Genomic DNA, 18,086 nt, shown 5'->3' on the forward strand with positions numbered 1-18,086 from the left:
CTCGCCGCCGGAGGTGGCACTCTGGACGGAATGACGGACATCGACGGCCGACTTCTCCTCGGCCCCCTGGTGCGGTACGTCGACTGCGACCGCGCCACGTTCTGGGTCGAGACCGACCGCGCCTGCACGGTGACGGTGCAGACGCGGTCCGACTCCGGCGAGACGCGGCGTGTCGAGGAACCCACCTGGGGTCTGCACGGCCACCACTACGCCCTCGTCGCCGTCGAGGGACTGCCGCCGGACACCGTGGTCGACTACACGGTCTCGATCGACGGTGACCAGGTGTGGCCCGCGGCCGGGCGTCGCGCCGTCGTGCACACGCAACGGTCCGACGGCCCGATCACCGTGGCCTTCGGGTCCTGCCGCCGCGGCGACACCTACAGCGACGAGGCGCTGACCCGCATCGGCGCGGACGCCCTGGTGGGGCTGGCCGATCGGGTGCGGGACCAGGACTCCGCTCTGTGGCCGGACCTGCTCGTCTTCCTCGGGGACCAGGTGTACGCCGACGATCCGTCGCCGGAGATCGTGGACCGGCTCCACGCCCGCCGGGCCGCCGGTGAGCGCGCCGCGGGCGCCCGGTCCGAGGACGTCGAGGACGAGATCTGCGACTTAGAGGAGTACACCTGGCTCTACCAGGAGTCGTGGGGCGACATCCGCGTCCGGGAACTCCTCGCGACGGTGCCGACGTGCATGATCCTCGACGACCACGATCTGCGGGACGACTGGAACTCCTCGGCCGACTGGCGCGCCGAGGTCACCCGCGCCCCGTGGTGGCAGGACCGCGTGATCGGCGCGTTCTCGTCGTACTGGGTCTACCAACATCTGGGCAACCTCTCGCCGCAGGAACTCGAGCAGGACGAGATGTACGCCGCGGTGCGCTCGGCGACGTCGGACGCCGAGCGCGAGAAGCTGCTCGCGGAGTTCGCGCTGCGGGCCGACAGCGAGCCGTCGTCGGCGCGGTGGAGCTACCACCGCGACATCGGCAACACCCGTCTGATCATGATCGATTCGCGGTGCTCGCGGGACCTGACGCCGGAGCGTCGCGCGATGGTCGACGACACCGAGTGGGCCTGGGTGCGGGAGAAGGCGCTCTCGGCGGGCACCGAGCACGTGCTCCTCGGCTCGTCGCTGCCGTTCCTCATGCTGCCGGGGCTGCACAACATCGAGCAGTGGAACGAGGCCGTCGCGCAGGGCGCGTGGGGTCGTCGCGCGGCGAAGGTGGGGGAGAAGCTGCGGATCGCGCTCGACCTCGAGCACTGGGCGGCGTTCGGCAAGTCCTTCGCGGACATGGTCGATCTGGTGGACGAGGTGGTCACCGGACCGCAGGCGCCGCGCTCTCTGGTGTGGCTGTCGGGCGACGTCCACTGCTCCTACGTCGCGCGCGCGGAGACCCGCGTGCCGACGTCCACCGCCCTCTACCAACTGACGATGTCCCCGTTCCGCAATCCGCTGGACCTCCCCATCCGGGCCGTGAACCGGCTGGCCATCCGTCGGCCCGTGGCGCGGGCCCTCGAGCGGCTCGCACGCCGGGCCAAGGTCGAGCCGGTGCACGCGGAGTGGGGGACCGAGGCGGGTCCGTGGTTCGACAACGGCGTGATGTCGCTCACCACCGACTCGCAGGCGCTGCACCTGCGGGTCGACCACGCGGCGGTCGCCGACGGACGACAGACCCTGCGCACCACGGCGGAATTCGACCTCACGCCGTCGGGAGCACGCCGCCGCCCGGAGTGACACACGCGGGCCGGAGCCGACCGCGGGGCGCCGTCGTCGGTCCCCGGCGCCCGGCCGGTCACCCGTTGCTGCAGTAGGGTTTCGCCCCGTGGATGCGACCGATTCCCCCTACCTCGTGGGGTTGAACCTGGCCGGTCGCCGCGTGGTCGTCGTCGGCGGCGGCAGTGTCGCGCAGCGCCGGCTGCCCCTGTTGATCTCGTGCGGTGCCCGCGTGACCGTGATCGCGCGAGAGGCGACGCCTGCCGTCGACGCTCTCGCCGACTTCGGCCAGATCGTGCTCGAGGTGCGCGACTACCGTGAGGGCGACCTCGCCGACGCCTGGTACGCCATCGCGTGCACGGACGAGCCCGAGACCAACGCCGCGATCGTCGCGGAGGCCGAGCGGGACCGCATCTTCTGCGTCCGCGCGGACGTCGCGCGCGACGGCACCGCCGTCACCCCCGCCAGCGCCGAGTACGACGGTCTCACCGTGGGAGTGCTGGCCGGCGGCGAGCACCGGCGGTCGGCCGCGGTCCGCAACGCCGTGCTCGACGGGTTGCAGTCCGGCGCGATCGCCGACGCGGCGGAGCCGGAGGTCGCCGGAGTGGCCCTGGTCGGGGGCGGTCCGGGCGACCCGGACCTGATCACCGTCCGCGGACGACGGTTGCTCGCCCGCGCCGACGTCGTGGTCGCGGACCGGCTCGCGCCGCCCGAGTTGCTCGCCGAACTCGGCCCGCACGTGCTGGTGATCGACGCCTCCAAGATCCCGTACGGGCGATTCATGGCGCAGGAGGCGATCAACGACGCCCTGATCACCCACGCGAAGGCCGGCAGGTTCGTCGTGCGGCTCAAGGGCGGTGACCCGTACGTCTTCGGGCGGGGGTACGAGGAGCTCGAGGCGTGCACCGCGGCCGGCGTGCCGGTGACCGTCGTTCCCGGCATCACCAGCGCCATCTCGGTGCCGTCGGCGGCGGGGGTGCCCGTGACCCACCGCGGTGTCACCCACGAGTTCGTCGTCGTCAGCGGGCACCTGCGCCCCGACCATCCCGAGTCGCTGATCGACTGGCCCGCGCTCGCCCGGCTGCGCGGCACCCTGGTCCTGCTCATGGCCGTCGAGCGGATCGACGCGTTCGCCGCGGTCCTGACCGCCCACGGTCGGCCTGCCGACACCCCGGTCGTCGCGATCCAGGAGGGCACCACGCGGTCGCAACGGGTGGTGCACGCCGACCTCGCCACGATCGCCGACCGGGTCCGCGAGGAGAACATTCGGCCCCCCGCGATCATCGTCGTCGGACCCGTTGCGGGTTTCCCGGCGCGGATCGGGGATCTCGTTCCCGGGCAGTAGAGTGGCCGACCATGTCCGCTTCCCGGTCCGTCGCGCCGACCAGTTACCCGGTGACCAGCCGCGCGTTCGGTCTGGCGATCATCGCGCTCAGCGGGATGCAACTGATGGCCGTGCTGGACGGCACCGTCGTCAACCTCGCGCTCGCGCCGCTGCAGGCGGAGTTGAACCTCTCCGACGCCGGGCGCAACTGGGTGGTCTCGTCGTACGTGCTCGCCTTCGGCGGGTTGATGCTGCTCGGCGGGCGGATGGGCGACTCGTTCGGCCGCAAGCGGATGTTCCTCACGGGTGTCGCCCTGTTCACCGTGGCCTCCGCGGTGTGCGGACTCGCCCAGAACGAGGCGATGCTGGTCGGGGCGCGCATCGTGCAGGGCGCGGGCGCCGCGGTGGCGTCGCCGACGGCGTTCGCCCTGGTGGCGACGACGTTCGCGCCCGGCCCGGTCCGTAATCAGGCCATCGCGATCTATGCCGCCATGACCGGGGTGGGATCGTTCTCGGGCCTCATCATCGGCGGTGCGCTCACCGAGGTGTCCTGGCGCTGGATCTTCCTGATCAACGTGCCCATCGGTGTGGCCATCCTCGCGCTGGGCGCGCGGTCGCTGGTGGAGACGGCCGCCGAGCGGACGGCGCTGGACGTCCCGGGAGCGATTCTCGCGACCCTGGGCTCCACGGGAGTGGTCTTCGGCATCGTCGAGGGACCGGAGCGTGGGTGGACCGACACGATCACCGTCGCGTCCATCGTGATCGGGCTGGCGCTGCTCGCCGCGTTCCTGATGGTCGAGCGCCGCGCCGCGAATCCGCTGCTGCCGTTCGACCTGTTCCGTGACCGCGATCGTGTCGCCACGTTCGCGGCCATCTTCTTCTCCGGCGGCGCTCTGTTCGCGATGACGGTGATCGTCGCGGTGTTCGTCCAAGACGTGCTCGACTACAGCCCGTTGCGGGCCGGCATCTCCTTCATTCCGTTCGGTGGCGGTATGGCACTGGCGGCCGTCGTGTCGTCGTGGCTCGCGCCGCGACTCGCGCCGCGGTGGATCGTCTTCACCGGGGCCGTCCTCACCGTCGGCTACCTGACCTTCGCGTCGCGCATCGACGTGGGCGCGTCGTACTGGTCGGACCTGTTCCTCCCGATCGGGGGTATCGGCTTCGGCGTCGGACTGGCGGTGATCGCTCTGCCGCTCTGCGCGATCGCGCAGGTGCGGGCGGAGAACATCGGTCCGCTCACGGCCATCTCGTTGGTCGCGCAGAACCTCGGTGGTCCGCTGGGGCTGGCCGTGGTGTCGGCCATGGCCGCGGCGAAGACCCTGTCGCTCGGTGGGGTGACGGGATCGGCGGTGTCGATGACCGAGGATCAGGTGCGCATCCTGGGTGAGGGCTACACCTTCGGCCTTCTCGGGTGTGCCGGACTGGCGGCCGTCGCGGCGGTGTCCGCCCTGTTCATTCGGTACAGCGCGGACGACGTGGCCTCCGCCAAGGCGGCACAGGAGGCCGCTCGCGGCTGACGCGTGTCTCAGGTAGCCGCCTGCGGACGAGTCAGGTCACGACGGTCAACAGGGTCGGCGAGGTGACCTCCACCCGCAGCCCGGCGGTGCGGGCCACGCGGGCGAGTCCGCGCACGTCGCTCGGCTCGGCGCGGGTGGTGGTGAGTGCGCGGGCCAGCAGTCCCTTGTGGTGCTTGTTGAAGTGGCTGACGACGGCGCGGGAGCCGTCGGGTTTCTCGGTGACGACGGTGGCGGTCACGGCGCCGGGGACCGGTCCGAGGTCCTGGTAGGCCCCGGATCGGAGGTCCACCACGACGCCGTCCGCGGCGCCGGCGATCGCATCGCCCAGGTGCGGCTTCCAGTGCGAGCGCAGGGTGCCGAGGCCGGGCAGGGTGGTGCCGCCGGACAGGCGGTACCAGGGCACGGGGTCGGTCGCGCGGACGGCGCCGAAGAGGGCGGATCCGATCCAGAGCCGTTCGGCCGCCCGGGCGCGCCCGGCGCGGGTGAGCGAGGGGGCGTCGAACGCGTCGTAGAGCACGCCGGTGTACCGCTCGAGCGCCGGCGCGGTCGGGGAGGTGCGGATCTCGGCGTTGCGGGCGGCGTCGGCGCTCTGCGTGGTGCCGAGGCCCAGCACGCGGGGAGCGTCGGGATCGTCGGCGAGGTCGACGAGGGCGTCGATCACGGCGTCCCGCGCGGGGGTCAGGTCCGGTAGCGCGAGGGCGGCGAGGTCGAGCGCGCCGCCGGTGCCGCCGTCGGACTTCGTCTCGGACGGGGGCAGCAGGATCAGCACGGTCGGCAACCCTACCGAGCGGGAAACCCGCCCTCACCCACTAGGCTCGTCGGCTGTGATCACCCGTCTGTCCCATCTGTTCCTGCGCACGCTCCGTGACGACCCCGCCGACGCCGAGGTGCCCAGCCACAAGCTGCTCGTGCGCGCGGGGTACGTCCGCCGGGTCGCCCCGGGTGTCTACTCGTGGCTCCCGCTCGGCCTGACCGTGCTGCGCCGGGTGGAGCAGGTGGTGCGCGAGGAGATGAACGCCATCGGCGCGCAGGAGATCTCGCTGCCCGCGCTGTTGCCGCGGGAGCCCTACGAGGTGACCAACCGGTGGACCGAGTACGGGGACGGGTTGTTCCGGCTGAAGGACCGCAAGGGTGCCGACATGCTGCTCGGCCCGACGCACGAGGAACTGTTCGCCCTGACGGTCAAGGGCGAGTACTCGTCCTACAAGGACCTGCCGGTCACGCTCTACCAGATCCAGACGAAGTACCGCGACGAGGAGCGTCCGCGCGCCGGAATCCTGCGCGGCCGCGAGTTCGTGATGAAGGACTCCTACTCGTTCGATCTCGACGAGGCCGGCGCGAAGGCGTCGTACCACGCACACCGCGAGGCCTACCAGCGCATCTTCGACCGGCTCGGCATCTCCTACGTCGTCGTCGCGGCGACGTCGGGCGCCATGGGAGGCAGCGCGTCCGAGGAGTTCCTGGCCGAGTCCGAGATCGGCGAGGACACGTTCGTCCGCAGCCCGGAGAGCGGGTACGCCGCCAACGTCGAGGCCGTCGTCACCCCGGCACCGCCGTCGCGGTCGATCGAGGGTCTTCCCGAGGCCGTGGTCCACGAGACGGGGTCCACCCCGACCATCGCGACGCTGGTCGACTGGGCCAACGGCGCCGATCTGGGGCGCACCGTGACGGCGGCGGACACCCTGAAGAACGTGCTGGTCAAGACCCGCATCCCCGGTGGCGAGTGGGAGCTGCTGGCCATCGGCGTGCCCGGCGACCGCGAGGTGGACACCAAGCGCCTCGAAGCGTCGTTGGCGCCCGCGGAGTTCGAGCTGCTGGGGGACGCGGACTTCGCCGCCCACCCCTTCCTGGTGCGCGGGTACATCGGGCCGAAGGCATTGCTGGAGAACGGTGTTCGCTACCTCGTCGACCCCCGTGTGGTCACCGGCACCGCGTGGATCACGGGCGCGGACGAGCAGGGCAAGCACGTGGTCGACCTCGTGGTCGGCCGCGACTTCACCCCGGACGGCACCATCGAGGCCGCCGAGGTGCGCGACGGCGATCTCGCTCCCGACGGTCGCGGCACCCTGGTCTCCGCCCGCGGCATCGAGATCGGGCACATCTTCCAGCTCGGCACCAAGTACACCGACGCCTTCGCCGTCGACGTCCTGGGCGAGAACGGCAAGCCGGTTCGCCTGATCCAGGGGTCCTACGGCGTCGGCGTCTCGCGCCTGGTGGCGGTGATCGCCGAGCAGATGCACGACGACAAGGGACTGCGGTGGCCGGCCTCGGTGAGTCCCGCGGACGTGCACGTCGTCATCGCCAACAAGGACGAGGGCGCGCGCGACGGCGCGGAATCGCTCGCCGCCGACCTCGACGCCCGCGGGCTCGACGTCCTGCTCGACGACCGGCCGAAGGTGTCGCCGGGCGTGAAGTTCAAGGACTCCGAGCTGATCGGCGTGCCGCTCACCCTCGTGGTCGGTCGCGGATGGGCGGACGGCACCGTGGAGATCAAGAACCGGTTCGACGGGTCCACCCGCGAGGTGGCCGCCGACGACGCCGTGAACGAGATCCTCGCGGCGACCGGACGCGGCGCCCGGTGACGGACCCCGGCGGTCGGATCTCGGCCACCGAGCGTCGACTCTCCGGCACCTTCGACGAGCGGTCGGCCGGCGACAAGTTGGCGTCGGTGATGGCCCGAACCGTCGGCGCGAAGCGGGTCCTCATCGTCGATCCCCTCGACGGCGAGTCCACCGCCCACGCGGTACGCGCCGTCGGCCCGCGAGGACGAGTGGTGACCCTGGTGGCCACCGAGTCGGCGGCGGAGACGGTGCGGGCGTCGCTGGACGACGACCTGGCGTCGCGGGTCGACCTCATGGTAGGCGAACCGCTGACCACGCTCGCCCGCATTCGCGCCGACGACGACTCGCTGTTCGGGGTCATCGACCTCCACCTGCGGCGCATCGCTCGGGACGGACCGGTCGACGCGGGCGCGCAGTACGTCGAATGGGCCCTGGTGCTCGGCCGGCCGGGCACCGTCCTCATCGCGGACGGGGTGGTCGGCGACGGCGCCGTCGACACCGATGGACCGGCGGGAGACACGCTGCGCACGATGCTGACCCTGGTCGCGGCGCACCCGCGACTGGACGGCACCGCGGTGCAGACCGTGGGTGTGCACGGCCGGGACGGACTGCTGCTCGCCGTCGTCACCGACTGAGCGTCAGGCGGGGGTGCCCGGAAACGCGACCGTCGACGGGAAGATGCCGAGGATGGCCCGCCACGACGCGGCCCGACGTGCGGCGTCGGTGAGGGCGACGACGGCGGCTTCCCGCGTCGGCGCGGATCGCGCCCGTTCGATCACCGAGCGCCACGCGACGGCGGTGTCCTCCTCGACCTGCTGCGCCAGGCGCGCCGCCGCGACGGCGTCGGTGACGGGGAACGGCACGGAGTATCCGGCGGCGGCCGGCGGAGCCTCGACGTCCGCGGCGGTCAGCGCGTCGATGGTCGCGTCGCGGCGGGCCCGGTGGTCGGCGGCGTACTGCGCGACGAGCGGATCGCGGGTCGGGTTGGAGAACGCCGCGACCACGCCGTAGGCGAAGACGGCGGCATGTTCGGCCGCCAGGGCGTCGACCAGGGCTTGCTGTTCGGGTCCGAGGTCCGTCACTGTGTCTCCCCTTTCTCGTTCCGCGTCTCGGTCGACCCGGTCAGCCCTGGACGGCCGCGGCGACGAGGGTGCAGGACGCGCTGATCGATCCGAGCAGGCCACCGCGGTAGCCCTGCGTCGAGCGAGCGAGGGTGGCGGCGCGCTGCGCCGACTCCGTCAGGTCGTCCCGCAGTTCTGCGGGGGTGGGGACCGCCGTCGCGGGGACCGCGGTCGTCGTGGTCGGTGTCGCGGTCGTCGTGGTCGGGGTGGCGCGCAGGATCTCGGCCTCGAGGGCGTCCGCGTGGGCGGTGCGCTGGTCCGCGATCACGGTCATGGTGTCGACCAGGTCGGGGCGGTCGGCGAGGACCGCGCGGGCCGCCGCGGCGTCCGCTCGTGCCCGCCGGGCCTCGGCGAGCAACGGATCGGGTTCGGCCGTGACCGCGTCGTCGTCGGCGCCGGCGCATCCGGTGGTCGCGGTCAGTGCCAGCACCACGCCGAGCGACGCCGACGTCCGCAACACAGTACGGCGGGTGAGGGCGGCGGGCGGGCGGTGGAGCGTGGACACGTCGCACATCGTGCCAGAGGCACGCGGCGGGGTTCTGTGCCAGAGGCACGCGGGGGGATCTGCCGGGAACCGGAGCGTCGTCGGCACCGCTCGGGACACGGTATCGTGGTCACCTGCCGTGACACGGTCCGACGACGGTCCGTGCGAACACCCACAACTTCACGAGGAGTCCTGCGCGCGATGCCGGTGCCGTCCAGAGACAGGGTCGTCGAGCTGATCTCCGCTCACGCCGCGAACCCGGGGTTCGCCGAGGGGGAGTTCGACGTCGAGGAGGTCTCGGTGTCCAAGGCGGGCAGCCGCAGCGTCGTGAAGGTGGTCGTGGACCGCGACGCCGGGTTCGAACTCGACGTGCTCGCCGCGATCAGTCGTCAGGTCTCCGAGGTGCTCGACGCCGCGACCGAGTTCGGCGACAGCCCCTACACCCTCGAGGTGACCACCCCCGGTATCGATCGCCCGCTGACGGACGAGCGCCACTGGCGTCGTGCGCGCGGGCGCGCCGTGTCGGTGACGATCGGCGGCGAGACCGTCGACGGCCGCGTCGGCGAGCTGCGCCCGGAGGCGGGGGAGATCGACCTGGTCATCAAGTCGCGGTCCGGCCCGCAGGTGCGCACGGTGCCGTGGGCGGAGGTCGAGCGTGCCGTGGTGCGGGTGGAGTTCTCGCCGCCGAGCCCGGCGGAGCTCGACCTTGCGGGCGGCGTCGTTCCCGGCCGCTACGACCCGCTCGATCCTCCGGACGAGCCGACCGACCTCGACGCCTCCGACGACGACTCCGACGACGACTCGGACCAGGACACCGTGCACACCGACCAGTCCAGCGAAAGCCGACACCAGTGAACATCGACATGACGGCCCTCCGCGCGATCGAAGCCGAGAAGGGCATCACCACCGACGCGGTCATCGAGACGCTGCAGACCGCTCTGCTCACCGCCTACAAGCACACCGCCGGCCACCGGTCCGACGCGCGGATCGACGTCGACCGCCGTTCGGGTCAGGTGCGGGTGATGGTGCGCGAGACCGACGAGGACGGCAACTACGTCGCCGAGGTCGACGACACGCCGGAGGGCTTCGGGCGCATCGCCGCGACCACCGCGCGGCAGGTCATCCTGCAGCGCCTGCGTGACGCCGAGAACGAGAAGTCCTTCGGCGAGTTCTCCACCCACGAGGGGGAGATCGTCGGCGGCCAGGTGCAGGCGGACGCGCGTCTCAACGCCCGCGGCACCGTCGTGGTGCGGGTGGGCAGCGACTCGGGCGGTCTCGACGCCGTCCTCCCGCCGGCCGAGCAGGTGCCGGGGGAGACGTACGAGCACGGGGACCGCATCAAGTGCTACGTCGTCGGCGTCGCGCGTGGACAGCGCGGCCCGCAGGTGACGCTGTCGCGGACGCACCCGAACCTGGTCCGGAAGGTGTTCGCCCTCGAGGTCCCGGAGATCGCCGACGGGTCCGTCGAGATCGTGTCGGTCGCGCGCGAGTCCGGACACCGGTCGAAGATCGCCGTGCGGACCACCGTCGCCGGACTCAACGCCAAGGGCGCGTGCATCGGTCCGATGGGGCAGCGCGTGCGCAACGTGATGAGCGAGCTCGCCGGCGAGAAGATCGACATCATCGACTACGACGACGACCCCGCGACGTTCGTGGGGAACGCGTTGTCGCCGTCGAAGGTCGTCTCGGTCACGGTGGTCGACGCGGCCGCCCGCGCCGCGCGTGTCGTCGTGCCGGACTACCAGCTGTCCCTCGCCATCGGCAAGGAGGGGCAGAACGCCCGGCTCGCGGCGCGGTTGACCGGCTGGCGCATCGACATCCGCAGCGACGCGGCGGTGGACGACGCACCGTGACCGGCGGTGGGAACGACCCGCTCGCGGGTGGTGGGAATACCGACCCCGAATCCGCGTTAGACTGTGACACGGCTCGACGCACGGTGGGTTCCGCCGCGTCCGACGCTCGTTCCTCGGTCCCGTCGGGACCGGTTCGCACGTGCGTAGGATGCAAACGGCGCGACTCGCTGTCCGCCCTGGTCCGTATCGCGGTCGTCCTCGACGAGGACGGCGGTGCGCGGGCCGTGGTCGATCATCGTCGGAGGTTGCCCGGTCGGGGTGCGTGGTTGCATCCCGGTCCGGAGTGCTTCCAGCTGGCGGAGAAGCGCCGAGCGCTCGGTCGCGCACTGCGCGTGAACGGTCCGTTGGATCGCTCCGCACTCGGGTGCGATCGGACGACGATCGACCGGCCGACCGGCCGCGGCACATCGCCGCGCCACGAGGAGAACAGGTTCACGAATTCATGAGCACACCGTGAAGCACCGACGATGAACATCGTGTCGAGATAACCCGAGGTCGTGCGGGCGCTCCTGGTCGGAGCCGCGCTCGACCTCTCAGTGAGGAGAGCAGTGGCAGGCAAGGCCCGCGTGCACGAGCTGGCGAAAGAGCTCGGTGTCACCAGTAAGGATCTACTCGCGCGCTTGAAAGAGCAGGGCGAGTTCGTGAAGTCGGCGTCGTCCACGGTGGAAGCACCCGTGGCCCGACGTCTCCGTGAATCGTTCCCCGCCGCGAACGGCGGCGGTGCAGCGCCCGCGACGGGCGGCACCGGCACCTCGACCGGGAACGGCGCCTCCGCACCCAAGCCGGGCGCCCCGCGTCCCGGCCCCAAGCCGGCTCCGCAGGCACCGGCCCCCGCGCCGGAGCCCACCCCGGCTCCGCAGGCCCCGGCCGCGGCGGCTCCCGCCCCGGCTCCGCAGCGTCCGGCCGCCCCGGCGGCTCCGGCTGCTCCCACCGAGGCGCGTCCCGCGGCCCCGGCCGCTCCGGAGGCGCCCGCCGCACCCGCGGCGCGTGCCGACGCCCCCGCACGACCGGCGGCTCCGGGTCCCAAGCCCGGTCCGAAGGCTCCGCGCGTCGGGAACAACCCGTACTCGTCCGCGCCGACCGAGCGGCCCGCGCCGCGCCCGGCTCCGGGCCAGGCCGGCCCGCGTCCCGGCGCTCCGCGTCCGGCTCCCGGTCAGGGTGGTCCGCGACCGGCCGGCGGTGCCGCACCGCAGGGCGGCGCCGGTCGTCCGCCCGCCGGGCAGGGTGGCCCCCGTCCCGGTGGTCCGCGTCCCAACCCCGGCTCCATGCCCCCGCGCCCGAACCCGGGTGCCATGCCGTCCCGCGCGGCTCGTCCGGCACCCGGTGCCGGCCGTCCCGGCGGTCGTCCCGGTGCTCCGGGCGGTCGTCCCGGTGGTGGCGGGTACCGCGGCGGCGGCGCTCCCGGCGCTCCCGGTGCCGGTGCCCCCGCGGCCGGTGGTTTCCGCGGTCGTCCCGGCGGCGGTGGCCGCCCGGGTCAGCGCGGTGCCGCGGCCGGCGCGTTCGGTCGTCCCGGCGGCGCTCCGCGTCGTGGACGCAAGTCGAAGCGGGCGAAGCGCGCCGAGTACGAATCGATGCAGGCACCGGCCGTCGGTGGCGTGCGGTTGCCCCGTGGCAACGGTGAGACCATCCGGCTCGCCCGCGGCGCGTCGCTGTCCGACTTCGCGGACAAGATCGACGCCAACCCGGCCGCCCTGGTCCAGGCGCTGTTCAACCTCGGCGAGATGGTGACGGCGACGCAGTCGGTCAACGACGAGACGCTGGAGCTGCTGGGCAGCGAGATGAACTACGTCGTCCAGGTCGTGAGCCCGGAGGACGAGGACCGCGAGCTGCTCGACTCGTTCGACCTCACCTACGGCGAGGACGAGGGCGGCGAGGAGGACCTCGCGTCCCGCCCGCCGGTGGTCACGGTCATGGGTCACGTCGACCACGGCAAGACCCGACTGCTGGACACCATCCGCAAGGAGAACGTCCGCGAGGGCGAGGCCGGCGGCATCACGCAGCACATCGGTGCGTACCAGGTGCTGACCGAGCTCGAGGGCAACGAGCGTCTGGTGACGTTCATCGACACTCCGGGTCACGAGGCGTTCACCGCCATGCGTGCCCGTGGTGCGAAGGCCACCGACATCGCGATCCTCGTGGTCGCGGCCGACGACGGCGTCATGCCGCAGACGGTGGAGGCCATCAACCACGCGCAGGCCGCGGACGTGCCGATCGTGGTGGCGGTCAACAAGATCGACAAGGAAGGTGCGGATCCGGCCAAGATCCGTGGCCAGCTGACCGAGTACGGACTGGTGGCCGAGGAGTACGGCGGCGAGACCATGTTCGTCGACATCTCGGCGAAGCAGGGCACCAACATCGACGCGCTGCTCGAGGCCGTGCTGCTGACGGCCGACGCGTCGCTGGACCTGCGGGCCAACCCGGACATGGACGCGCAGGGTGTCGCCATCGAGGCGCACCTCGACCGCGGCCGCGGCCCGGTGGCCACCGTGCTCATCCAGCGCGGAACGCTGCGGGTCGGCGACTCGATCGTCGCCGGCGATGCGTACGGACGCGTCCGTCGCATGGTCGACGAGCACGGCGACGACGTCGCCGAGGCGATGCCGTCGCGGCCGGTGCAGGTGGTGGGCTTCACCTCCGTGCCGGGCGCCGGTGACAACCTCCTCGTGGTCGACGAGGACCGCATCGCCCGTCAGATCGCCGACCGCCGCAATGCGCGCAAGCGCAACGCGATGGCCGCGCGCAGCCGCAAGCGGATCAGCCTGGACGATCTCGATGCCGCGCTGAAGGAGACGTCGCAGCTCAACCTGATCCTCAAGGGCGACAACTCCGGCACGGTGGAGGCCCTGGAAGAGGCGCTGCTGCAGATCCAGATCGACGACGAGGTGGAGCTGCGCGTCATCGACCGCGGTGTCGGTGGTGTCACCGAGACCAACGTCAACCTGGCGTCGGCGTCCAACGCGATCATCATCGGGTTCAACGTCCGCGCGGAGGGCAAGGCCACCGAGCTGGCCAACCGCGAGGGCGTCGACATCCGGTACTACTCGGTCATCTACCAGGCGATCGACGAGATCGAGAAGGCACTCAAGGGCCTGCTCAAGCCGGTCTACGAGGAGGTCGACCTCGGTCGGGCGGAGATCCGCGCGATGTTCCGGTCCTCGAAGGTGGGCAACATCGCCGGCTGCCTCGTCACGTCCGGTGTGGTGCGTCGCAACGCGAAGGCCCGCCTGCTGCGCGACAACGTCGTGGTGGCGGAGACCGTCACCATCTCCTCGCTGCGGCGGGAGAAGGACGACGTGGTCGAGGTGCGCGACGGGTACGAGTGCGGTCTGACGGTGACGTACTCCGACATCAAGGTCGGCGACATCATCGAGGCGTACGAGTTGCGGGAGAAGCCTCGCGACTGATCGATCGACGGATACGGGCGTGGCCCGCGGTGCACACCGCGGGCCACGCCCGTCCCGCACACACGAGGTGATGAGCGATGTTCCTGGGAGCTCTCGAGCTCGACATCCTGCTCGGCGACGTGCACTCGCTGAAGGAGAAGCGGTCGGTGATCAAGCCGGTCGTCGCCGCCCTGCAGCGCTACGGAGTGTCGGCCGCGGAGACGGGGGAGCAGGAGCGTTACCGTCGATCCATGGTGGGCGTGGCCGTCGCGACGGCCGACGTCTCCCATCTGCATCAGGTGCTCGACACCTGCGAACGGCACGTGGCCGGCCGGCCCGAGCTGCAACTACTCGCCGTCCGGCGCCGCGTGTTCGGGCCGGAGGACTGACCGAGAGGGAGACGCGTCGTGGTTGACCAAGCCCGCGCTCGAAAGTTGGCCAAGCGCATCGGCGCCATCGTGGCGACGGCCATCGATCACGAGATCAAGGACCCTCGCCTCGCCTTCGTGACCGTCACCGACACCAAGGTCACTCCGGATCTGCACGACGCCACCGTGTACTACACCGTGCGCGGTGAAACCCTGGACGCCGAACCCGATTTCGCGTCGGCGGCGGCCGGTCTCGAGAAGGCCAAGGGTGCGCTGCGCACGAAGGTCGGGGCGGGCACCGGGGTGCGCTTCACCCCGACGTTGACGTTCGTCGCGGACACCGTTCCCGACGCCGCACGGCACCTCGAGGAACTGCTCGAGCGCGCGCGCCGCAGTGACAGCGAGGTGGCCGCGGCGGCCGCCGGCGCGACGCCGGCCGGTGACGCCGATCCGTACAAGGCACCGCGGACCGACGAGGCGTCGGCCGCCGACGAGCAGTGACCGACTCCTCGGCCGCGGACGTCCGCACGGCCCTCGACCTGCTCGACGCCGCGTCGACGGTGACGGTGCTCTGCCACGTCCAGCCGGACGCGGACACCATCGGCAGCGGACTGGCGTTGGCCATCGCGCTCGATCGGGCGGGCACGTCGGTGCAGGTGTCGTTCGCGACGCCGGCGCGCCTGCCGGACTCGATGGTCGGGCTGCCCGGCACCGAGTTCCTCACGGCGCCCGACGAGGTGCGGACCGACGTGGACCTCGTCGTCACGGTCGACGCGGGCAGCCGCGAACGTCTCGGCGCCCTCGGGGACCGACTGGACGGCGCGGTGTCCCTGGTGATCGACCACCATCGCTCCAACACGCGGTACGGCACCCACCATCTGATCGACCCGGCGGCGGAGTCGACCACCGCAGTGCTCGCGGCTCTGTTCGACGCCGGCAACGTCGTCGTCGATCGGGATCTGGCGCACTGCCTGTTCGCCGGGCTGGTGACCGACACCGGATCGTTCCGGTGGGTCCGGCCCGGAACGCACCTGCTGGCGGAGCGGTTGCTCGCCACCGGTATCGACGCTGCCGCCATCACCCGCTCGCTGCTCGACACGCATCCCTTCGGGTGGCTCCCCATGCTGGGCCGCGTGCTCGGGTCGGCACGGTTGGTGCCGGACGCGGCGGGCGCTCGCGGCCTGGTGTACGCGGTGGTTCGCCGCGCCGACGTCGGCGGACTGCGGTCGGAGGAGATCGAGAGCGTCGTCGACATCGTGCGGACCACGGCAGAGGCCGAGGTCGCTGCGGTCTTCAAGGAGAACGACCACGGGTGGTCGGTGTCCCTCCGGGCGAAGTCCGTCGTGGACGTCTCGACGACCGCGACGAGGCTCGGCGGTGGGGGCCATCGCTTCTCGGCGGGATACACCGTCACCGGAGACGTCGAGGACGCCGTGGCCGCGCTCGTGGCCGCGCTGGAGTGACCCGACCGGACGGGCAGGTCTCGGCGCGCACGCTGTTCGGGCTCGCGTTCCCCGCGCTGGGGGTGCTCATCGCCGAGCCGCTGTACCTGCTGCTGGACACGGCGATCGTCGGTCGGCTGGGGTCGGTGCCGCTGGCCGGTCTCGCCGTGGGCGGTCTCGTCCTGGCGCAGGTGAGCACCCAGCTGACGTTCCTGTCGTACGGCACCACCGCCCGCGCTGCCCGCCTGCACGGCGCCGGACGCGACGACGACGCGAAGAACGAGGGCGTGCAGGCCACCTGGCTGGCCGTCGTCATCGGGCTGGTGCTGGTGGCGATCGTGCAGGTGCTGGCGGGGCCGATCACGTCGGTGCTCGGGGGCGGCGGCGAGATCGCCGACCGCGCGGAATCCTGGCTCCGCATCGCGGTGGTCGGGGTGCCGTGCATCCTCATCACGATGGCGGGGAACGGGTGGATGCGCGGGGTGCAGGACACGGTGCGCCCGCTGCGGTACGTCGTGCTGGGCCTCGGTCTGTCGGCGGTGCTCTGCCCCGTGCTGGTGCACGGCGTGGTCGGTCCGCCGCTGGGCCTCGAGGGCTCGGCCGTCGCCAACGTCGTGGGACAGAGCGTGTCGGCGGCGGCGTTCGTGAGGGCGCTGGTGCGGGGTCCGCGCACACGCTCCCTCCGGCCCGACGTCACGATCGTGCGGAAGCAACTGGTGCTGGGCCGCGATCTGATCCTGCGCTCGATGGCCTTCCAGGCGTGTTTCCTGTCCGCGGTGGCGGTGGCGTCCCGGTTCGGTGCGGGCGCGGTCGGCGCACACCAGGTGGTCCTGCAGCTGTGGAACCTCACCGCGCTCATGCTCGACTCCCTGGCCATCGCCGCCCAGTCCCTGGTGGGAGCCGCTCTGGGCGCGGCGCGACGCTCGGCGGCGGTGCGGGTGGCCCGCGACGTGACGGCGTGGTCGGTGGGATTCGCCGTCGTGCTCGCGGCGGTGTTCGCCGGACTCGCCGGACCGCTGCCGCGACTGTTCAGCACCGGCGAGTCGGTGCTGACGGCGATCGACTCAGTGTGGTGGATCTTCGTGGTGATCGTGCCCGTCGCCGGGGTGGTGTTCGCCCTCGACGGTGTGCTGCTCGGCGCCGGCGACGCGGCGTATCTCCGGACCGCCACCCTGCTCAGCGCACTGGTCGGATTCTTGCCGATGATCTGGCTGGCCCTCGCCCTCGACTGGGGGCTGCCGGGAATCTGGGTGGGCCTGGCCGTGTTCGTTACCCTGAGAGCCGCCGCGGTGGTCCACCGGACCCTGTCCGGTCGGTGGACCGTCCCCGGCGCCGACCGTACGACGAGCGAAGGGCCGTGATCGGGTGCCGCAGCAGGAGAACGTCCGGACGCCGACACTCTGGGCGGTCAGCGACATCCACGTGGGGCACTCGGGCAACCGACCGGTCACGGAGTCGATCGTGCCCACCTCGCCCGACGACTGGTTGATCGTCGCGGGCGACGTCTCGGAGAAGACCGACGACATCGAGTGGGCCCTGTCACTGCTCGCGAGCCGCTTCCACACGGTGATCTGGGTGCCGGGCAACCACGAGCTCTGGACGACGGTCAAGGATCCCGTGCAGATGCACGGCGAGGCGCGCTACGACTACCTGGTCTCCCTGTGTCGATCGTTGGGCGTCCTCACCCCGGAGGATCCGTTCCCGCAGTGGCCCGGGCCCGACGGCCCCGTCACGCTGGTGCCGATGTTCCTGCTCTACGACTACTCGTTCCTGCCGGAGGGCACGACCTCCAAGAAGGACGGCCTGGCGCTGGCCCGCGAACGCAACGTCGTGGCGACGGACGAGTTCCTCATCACGCCCACCCCGTACGCATCCCTGGACGCCTGGTGCGCGGCGCGGCTGGACTACACCCGAGGCCGGCTCGCCGACCTCGAACCGGGCACGCCGACCGTGCTGATCAACCACTGGCCACTGGTCCGCCAGCCCACCGACGTGCTGTTCTACCCCGAGTTCGCCCTGTGGTGCGGCACGACCGAGACCGCCGACTGGCATCTGCGGTACCACGCGGTGTGCTCGGTGTACGGGCATCTGCACATCCCCCGGACCACGTACTACGACGGGGTGCGCTTCGAGGAGGTGTCGGTCGGCTACCCGCGCGAGTGGAAGCGCCGGGGCCTGCCGGACAACCCGCTGCGACAGATCCTGCCGGTGCCCGAGTACCCGCCGGGCAGCCTGAACAAGTGGGGCGGTCACTTCACGGTGACGCCGGAAATGGAAGCCGAGGTGGAGAAGATGACCGAGCGGAGGCGGCGATGACCGACGC

17 protein-coding genes are annotated in these 18,086 nt (G+C 71.9%); 14 read left to right on the forward strand and 3 right to left on the reverse strand.

Features of this window, described 5'->3' with window-relative positions; genetic code table 11:
* Window positions 1-30: 30 nt before the first annotated feature.
* The 3 genes from HQ603_RS11535 to HQ603_RS11545 all read left to right on the forward strand — a co-directional run bounded on the left by HQ603_RS11535 (window position 31) and on the right by HQ603_RS11545 (window position 4,551).
* Window positions 31-1,731, forward strand: coding sequence for a DUF7800 domain-containing protein (locus HQ603_RS11535; RefSeq protein ID WP_222684678.1), 1,701 nt, complete (start codon window positions 31-33; stop codon window positions 1,729-1,731).
* An 88-nt stretch (window positions 1,732-1,819) separates the two neighbouring features.
* Window positions 1,820-3,055: a uroporphyrinogen-III C-methyltransferase gene (cobA, locus tag HQ603_RS11540; RefSeq protein ID WP_222684679.1), complete on the forward strand. Its 1,236-nt coding sequence runs from the start codon at window positions 1,820-1,822 to the stop codon at window positions 3,053-3,055.
* A gap of 11 nt (window positions 3,056-3,066) precedes the next feature.
* Window positions 3,067-4,551: an MFS transporter gene (locus tag HQ603_RS11545; RefSeq protein ID WP_222684680.1), complete on the forward strand. Its 1,485-nt coding sequence runs from the start codon at window positions 3,067-3,069 to the stop codon at window positions 4,549-4,551.
* Window positions 4,552-4,582: 31 nt separating this feature from the next.
* Here HQ603_RS11545 and yaaA read toward each other — a convergent pair whose 3' ends face one another.
* Window positions 4,583-5,320 carry a peroxide stress protein YaaA gene (gene yaaA, locus HQ603_RS11550; protein WP_222684681.1) on the reverse strand — a complete coding sequence of 246 codons (738 nt, stop codon included), beginning with the start codon at window positions 5,318-5,320 and terminating at the stop codon, window positions 4,583-4,585.
* 55 nt (window positions 5,321-5,375) lie between these two features.
* Here yaaA and HQ603_RS11555 point away from each other — a divergent pair, with 55 nt between their 5' ends.
* Together HQ603_RS11555 and HQ603_RS11560 are read left to right on the forward strand one after the other, a co-directional pair.
* Window positions 5,376-7,133: a proline--tRNA ligase gene (locus tag HQ603_RS11555; RefSeq protein WP_222684682.1), complete on the forward strand. Its 1,758-nt coding sequence runs from the start codon at window positions 5,376-5,378 to the stop codon at window positions 7,131-7,133.
* Window positions 7,130-7,747 carry an O-methyltransferase gene (locus HQ603_RS11560; RefSeq protein WP_222684683.1) on the forward strand — a complete coding sequence of 206 codons (618 nt, stop codon included), beginning with the start codon at window positions 7,130-7,132 and terminating at the stop codon, window positions 7,745-7,747. The genes HQ603_RS11555 and HQ603_RS11560 overlap by 4 nt, the downstream gene beginning before the upstream one ends.
* A 3-nt stretch (window positions 7,748-7,750) precedes the next feature.
* Here HQ603_RS11560 and HQ603_RS11565 read toward each other — a convergent pair whose 3' ends face one another.
* On the reverse strand, window positions 7,751-8,194 hold the full coding sequence (locus HQ603_RS11565) for a ferritin-like domain-containing protein (RefSeq protein ID WP_222684684.1): 444 nt from the start codon (window positions 8,192-8,194) through the stop codon (window positions 7,751-7,753).
* Between the two features lie 40 nt (window positions 8,195-8,234).
* Window positions 8,235-8,738 (reverse strand): hypothetical protein, encoded by a 504-nt coding sequence (locus HQ603_RS11570; protein ID WP_308126477.1) that lies wholly within the window; start codon window positions 8,736-8,738, stop codon window positions 8,235-8,237.
* 180 nt (window positions 8,739-8,918) lie between these two features.
* Between HQ603_RS11570 and rimP the strand changes: the two genes are divergently transcribed.
* The 9 genes from rimP to HQ603_RS11615 all read left to right on the forward strand — a co-directional run bounded on the left by rimP (window position 8,919) and on the right by HQ603_RS11615 (window position 18,079).
* Window positions 8,919-9,572 (forward strand): ribosome maturation factor RimP, encoded by a 654-nt coding sequence (gene rimP, locus HQ603_RS11575; protein WP_222684686.1) that lies wholly within the window; start codon window positions 8,919-8,921, stop codon window positions 9,570-9,572.
* Complete coding sequence (nusA, locus tag HQ603_RS11580) at window positions 9,569-10,570, forward strand: transcription termination factor NusA (RefSeq protein ID WP_222684687.1); 1,002 nt, start codon at window positions 9,569-9,571, stop codon at window positions 10,568-10,570. The genes rimP and nusA overlap by 4 nt, the downstream gene beginning before the upstream one ends.
* 83 nt (window positions 10,571-10,653) lie before the next feature.
* Window positions 10,654-11,016: a YlxR family protein gene (locus HQ603_RS11585; RefSeq protein WP_222684688.1), complete on the forward strand. Its 363-nt coding sequence runs from the start codon at window positions 10,654-10,656 to the stop codon at window positions 11,014-11,016.
* A 102-nt stretch (window positions 11,017-11,118) separates the two neighbouring features.
* A complete protein-coding gene (infB, locus tag HQ603_RS11590; protein WP_222684689.1) occupies window positions 11,119-13,974 on the forward strand; it encodes a translation initiation factor IF-2 in 2,856 nt (951 codons plus the stop codon).
* 77 nt (window positions 13,975-14,051) lie between these two features.
* Complete coding sequence (locus HQ603_RS11595) at window positions 14,052-14,342, forward strand: DUF503 domain-containing protein (RefSeq protein ID WP_068105508.1); 291 nt, start codon at window positions 14,052-14,054, stop codon at window positions 14,340-14,342.
* A gap of 18 nt (window positions 14,343-14,360) precedes the next feature.
* Window positions 14,361-14,822, forward strand: coding sequence for a 30S ribosome-binding factor RbfA (gene rbfA / locus HQ603_RS11600; protein WP_222684690.1), 462 nt, complete (start codon window positions 14,361-14,363; stop codon window positions 14,820-14,822).
* Window positions 14,819-15,784 carry a DHH family phosphoesterase gene (locus tag HQ603_RS11605; protein WP_222684691.1) on the forward strand — a complete coding sequence of 322 codons (966 nt, stop codon included), beginning with the start codon at window positions 14,819-14,821 and terminating at the stop codon, window positions 15,782-15,784. Before rbfA ends, HQ603_RS11605 begins: the two co-directional genes overlap by 4 nt.
* Window positions 15,781-17,124 carry an MATE family efflux transporter gene (locus HQ603_RS11610; protein WP_222684692.1) on the forward strand — a complete coding sequence of 448 codons (1,344 nt, stop codon included), beginning with the start codon at window positions 15,781-15,783 and terminating at the stop codon, window positions 17,122-17,124. The genes HQ603_RS11605 and HQ603_RS11610 overlap by 4 nt, the downstream gene beginning before the upstream one ends.
* A gap of 4 nt (window positions 17,125-17,128) precedes the next feature.
* A complete protein-coding gene (locus HQ603_RS11615) occupies window positions 17,129-18,079 on the forward strand; it encodes a metallophosphoesterase family protein (RefSeq protein WP_222684693.1) in 951 nt (316 codons plus the stop codon).
* The last annotated feature ends 7 nt before the right edge of the window (window positions 18,080-18,086 follow it).

The organism is Rhodococcoides corynebacterioides (assembly GCF_019834675.1).
Taxonomy (GTDB): domain Bacteria; phylum Actinomycetota; class Actinomycetes; order Mycobacteriales; family Mycobacteriaceae; genus Rhodococcoides; species Rhodococcoides corynebacterioides_A.

Coding starts and splice junctions, on each gene's coding strand:
- HQ603_RS11535 (WP_222684678.1), top strand. CDS start 31: ATGACGGACATCGACGGCCGACTTCTCCTCGGCCCCCTGGTGCGGTAC.
- HQ603_RS11545 (WP_222684680.1), top strand. CDS start 3,067: ATGTCCGCTTCCCGGTCCGTCGCGCCGACCAGTTACCCGGTGACCAGC.
- rimP (WP_222684686.1), top strand. CDS start 8,919: ATGCCGGTGCCGTCCAGAGACAGGGTCGTCGAGCTGATCTCCGCTCAC.
- HQ603_RS11595 (WP_068105508.1), top strand. CDS start 14,052: ATGTTCCTGGGAGCTCTCGAGCTCGACATCCTGCTCGGCGACGTGCAC.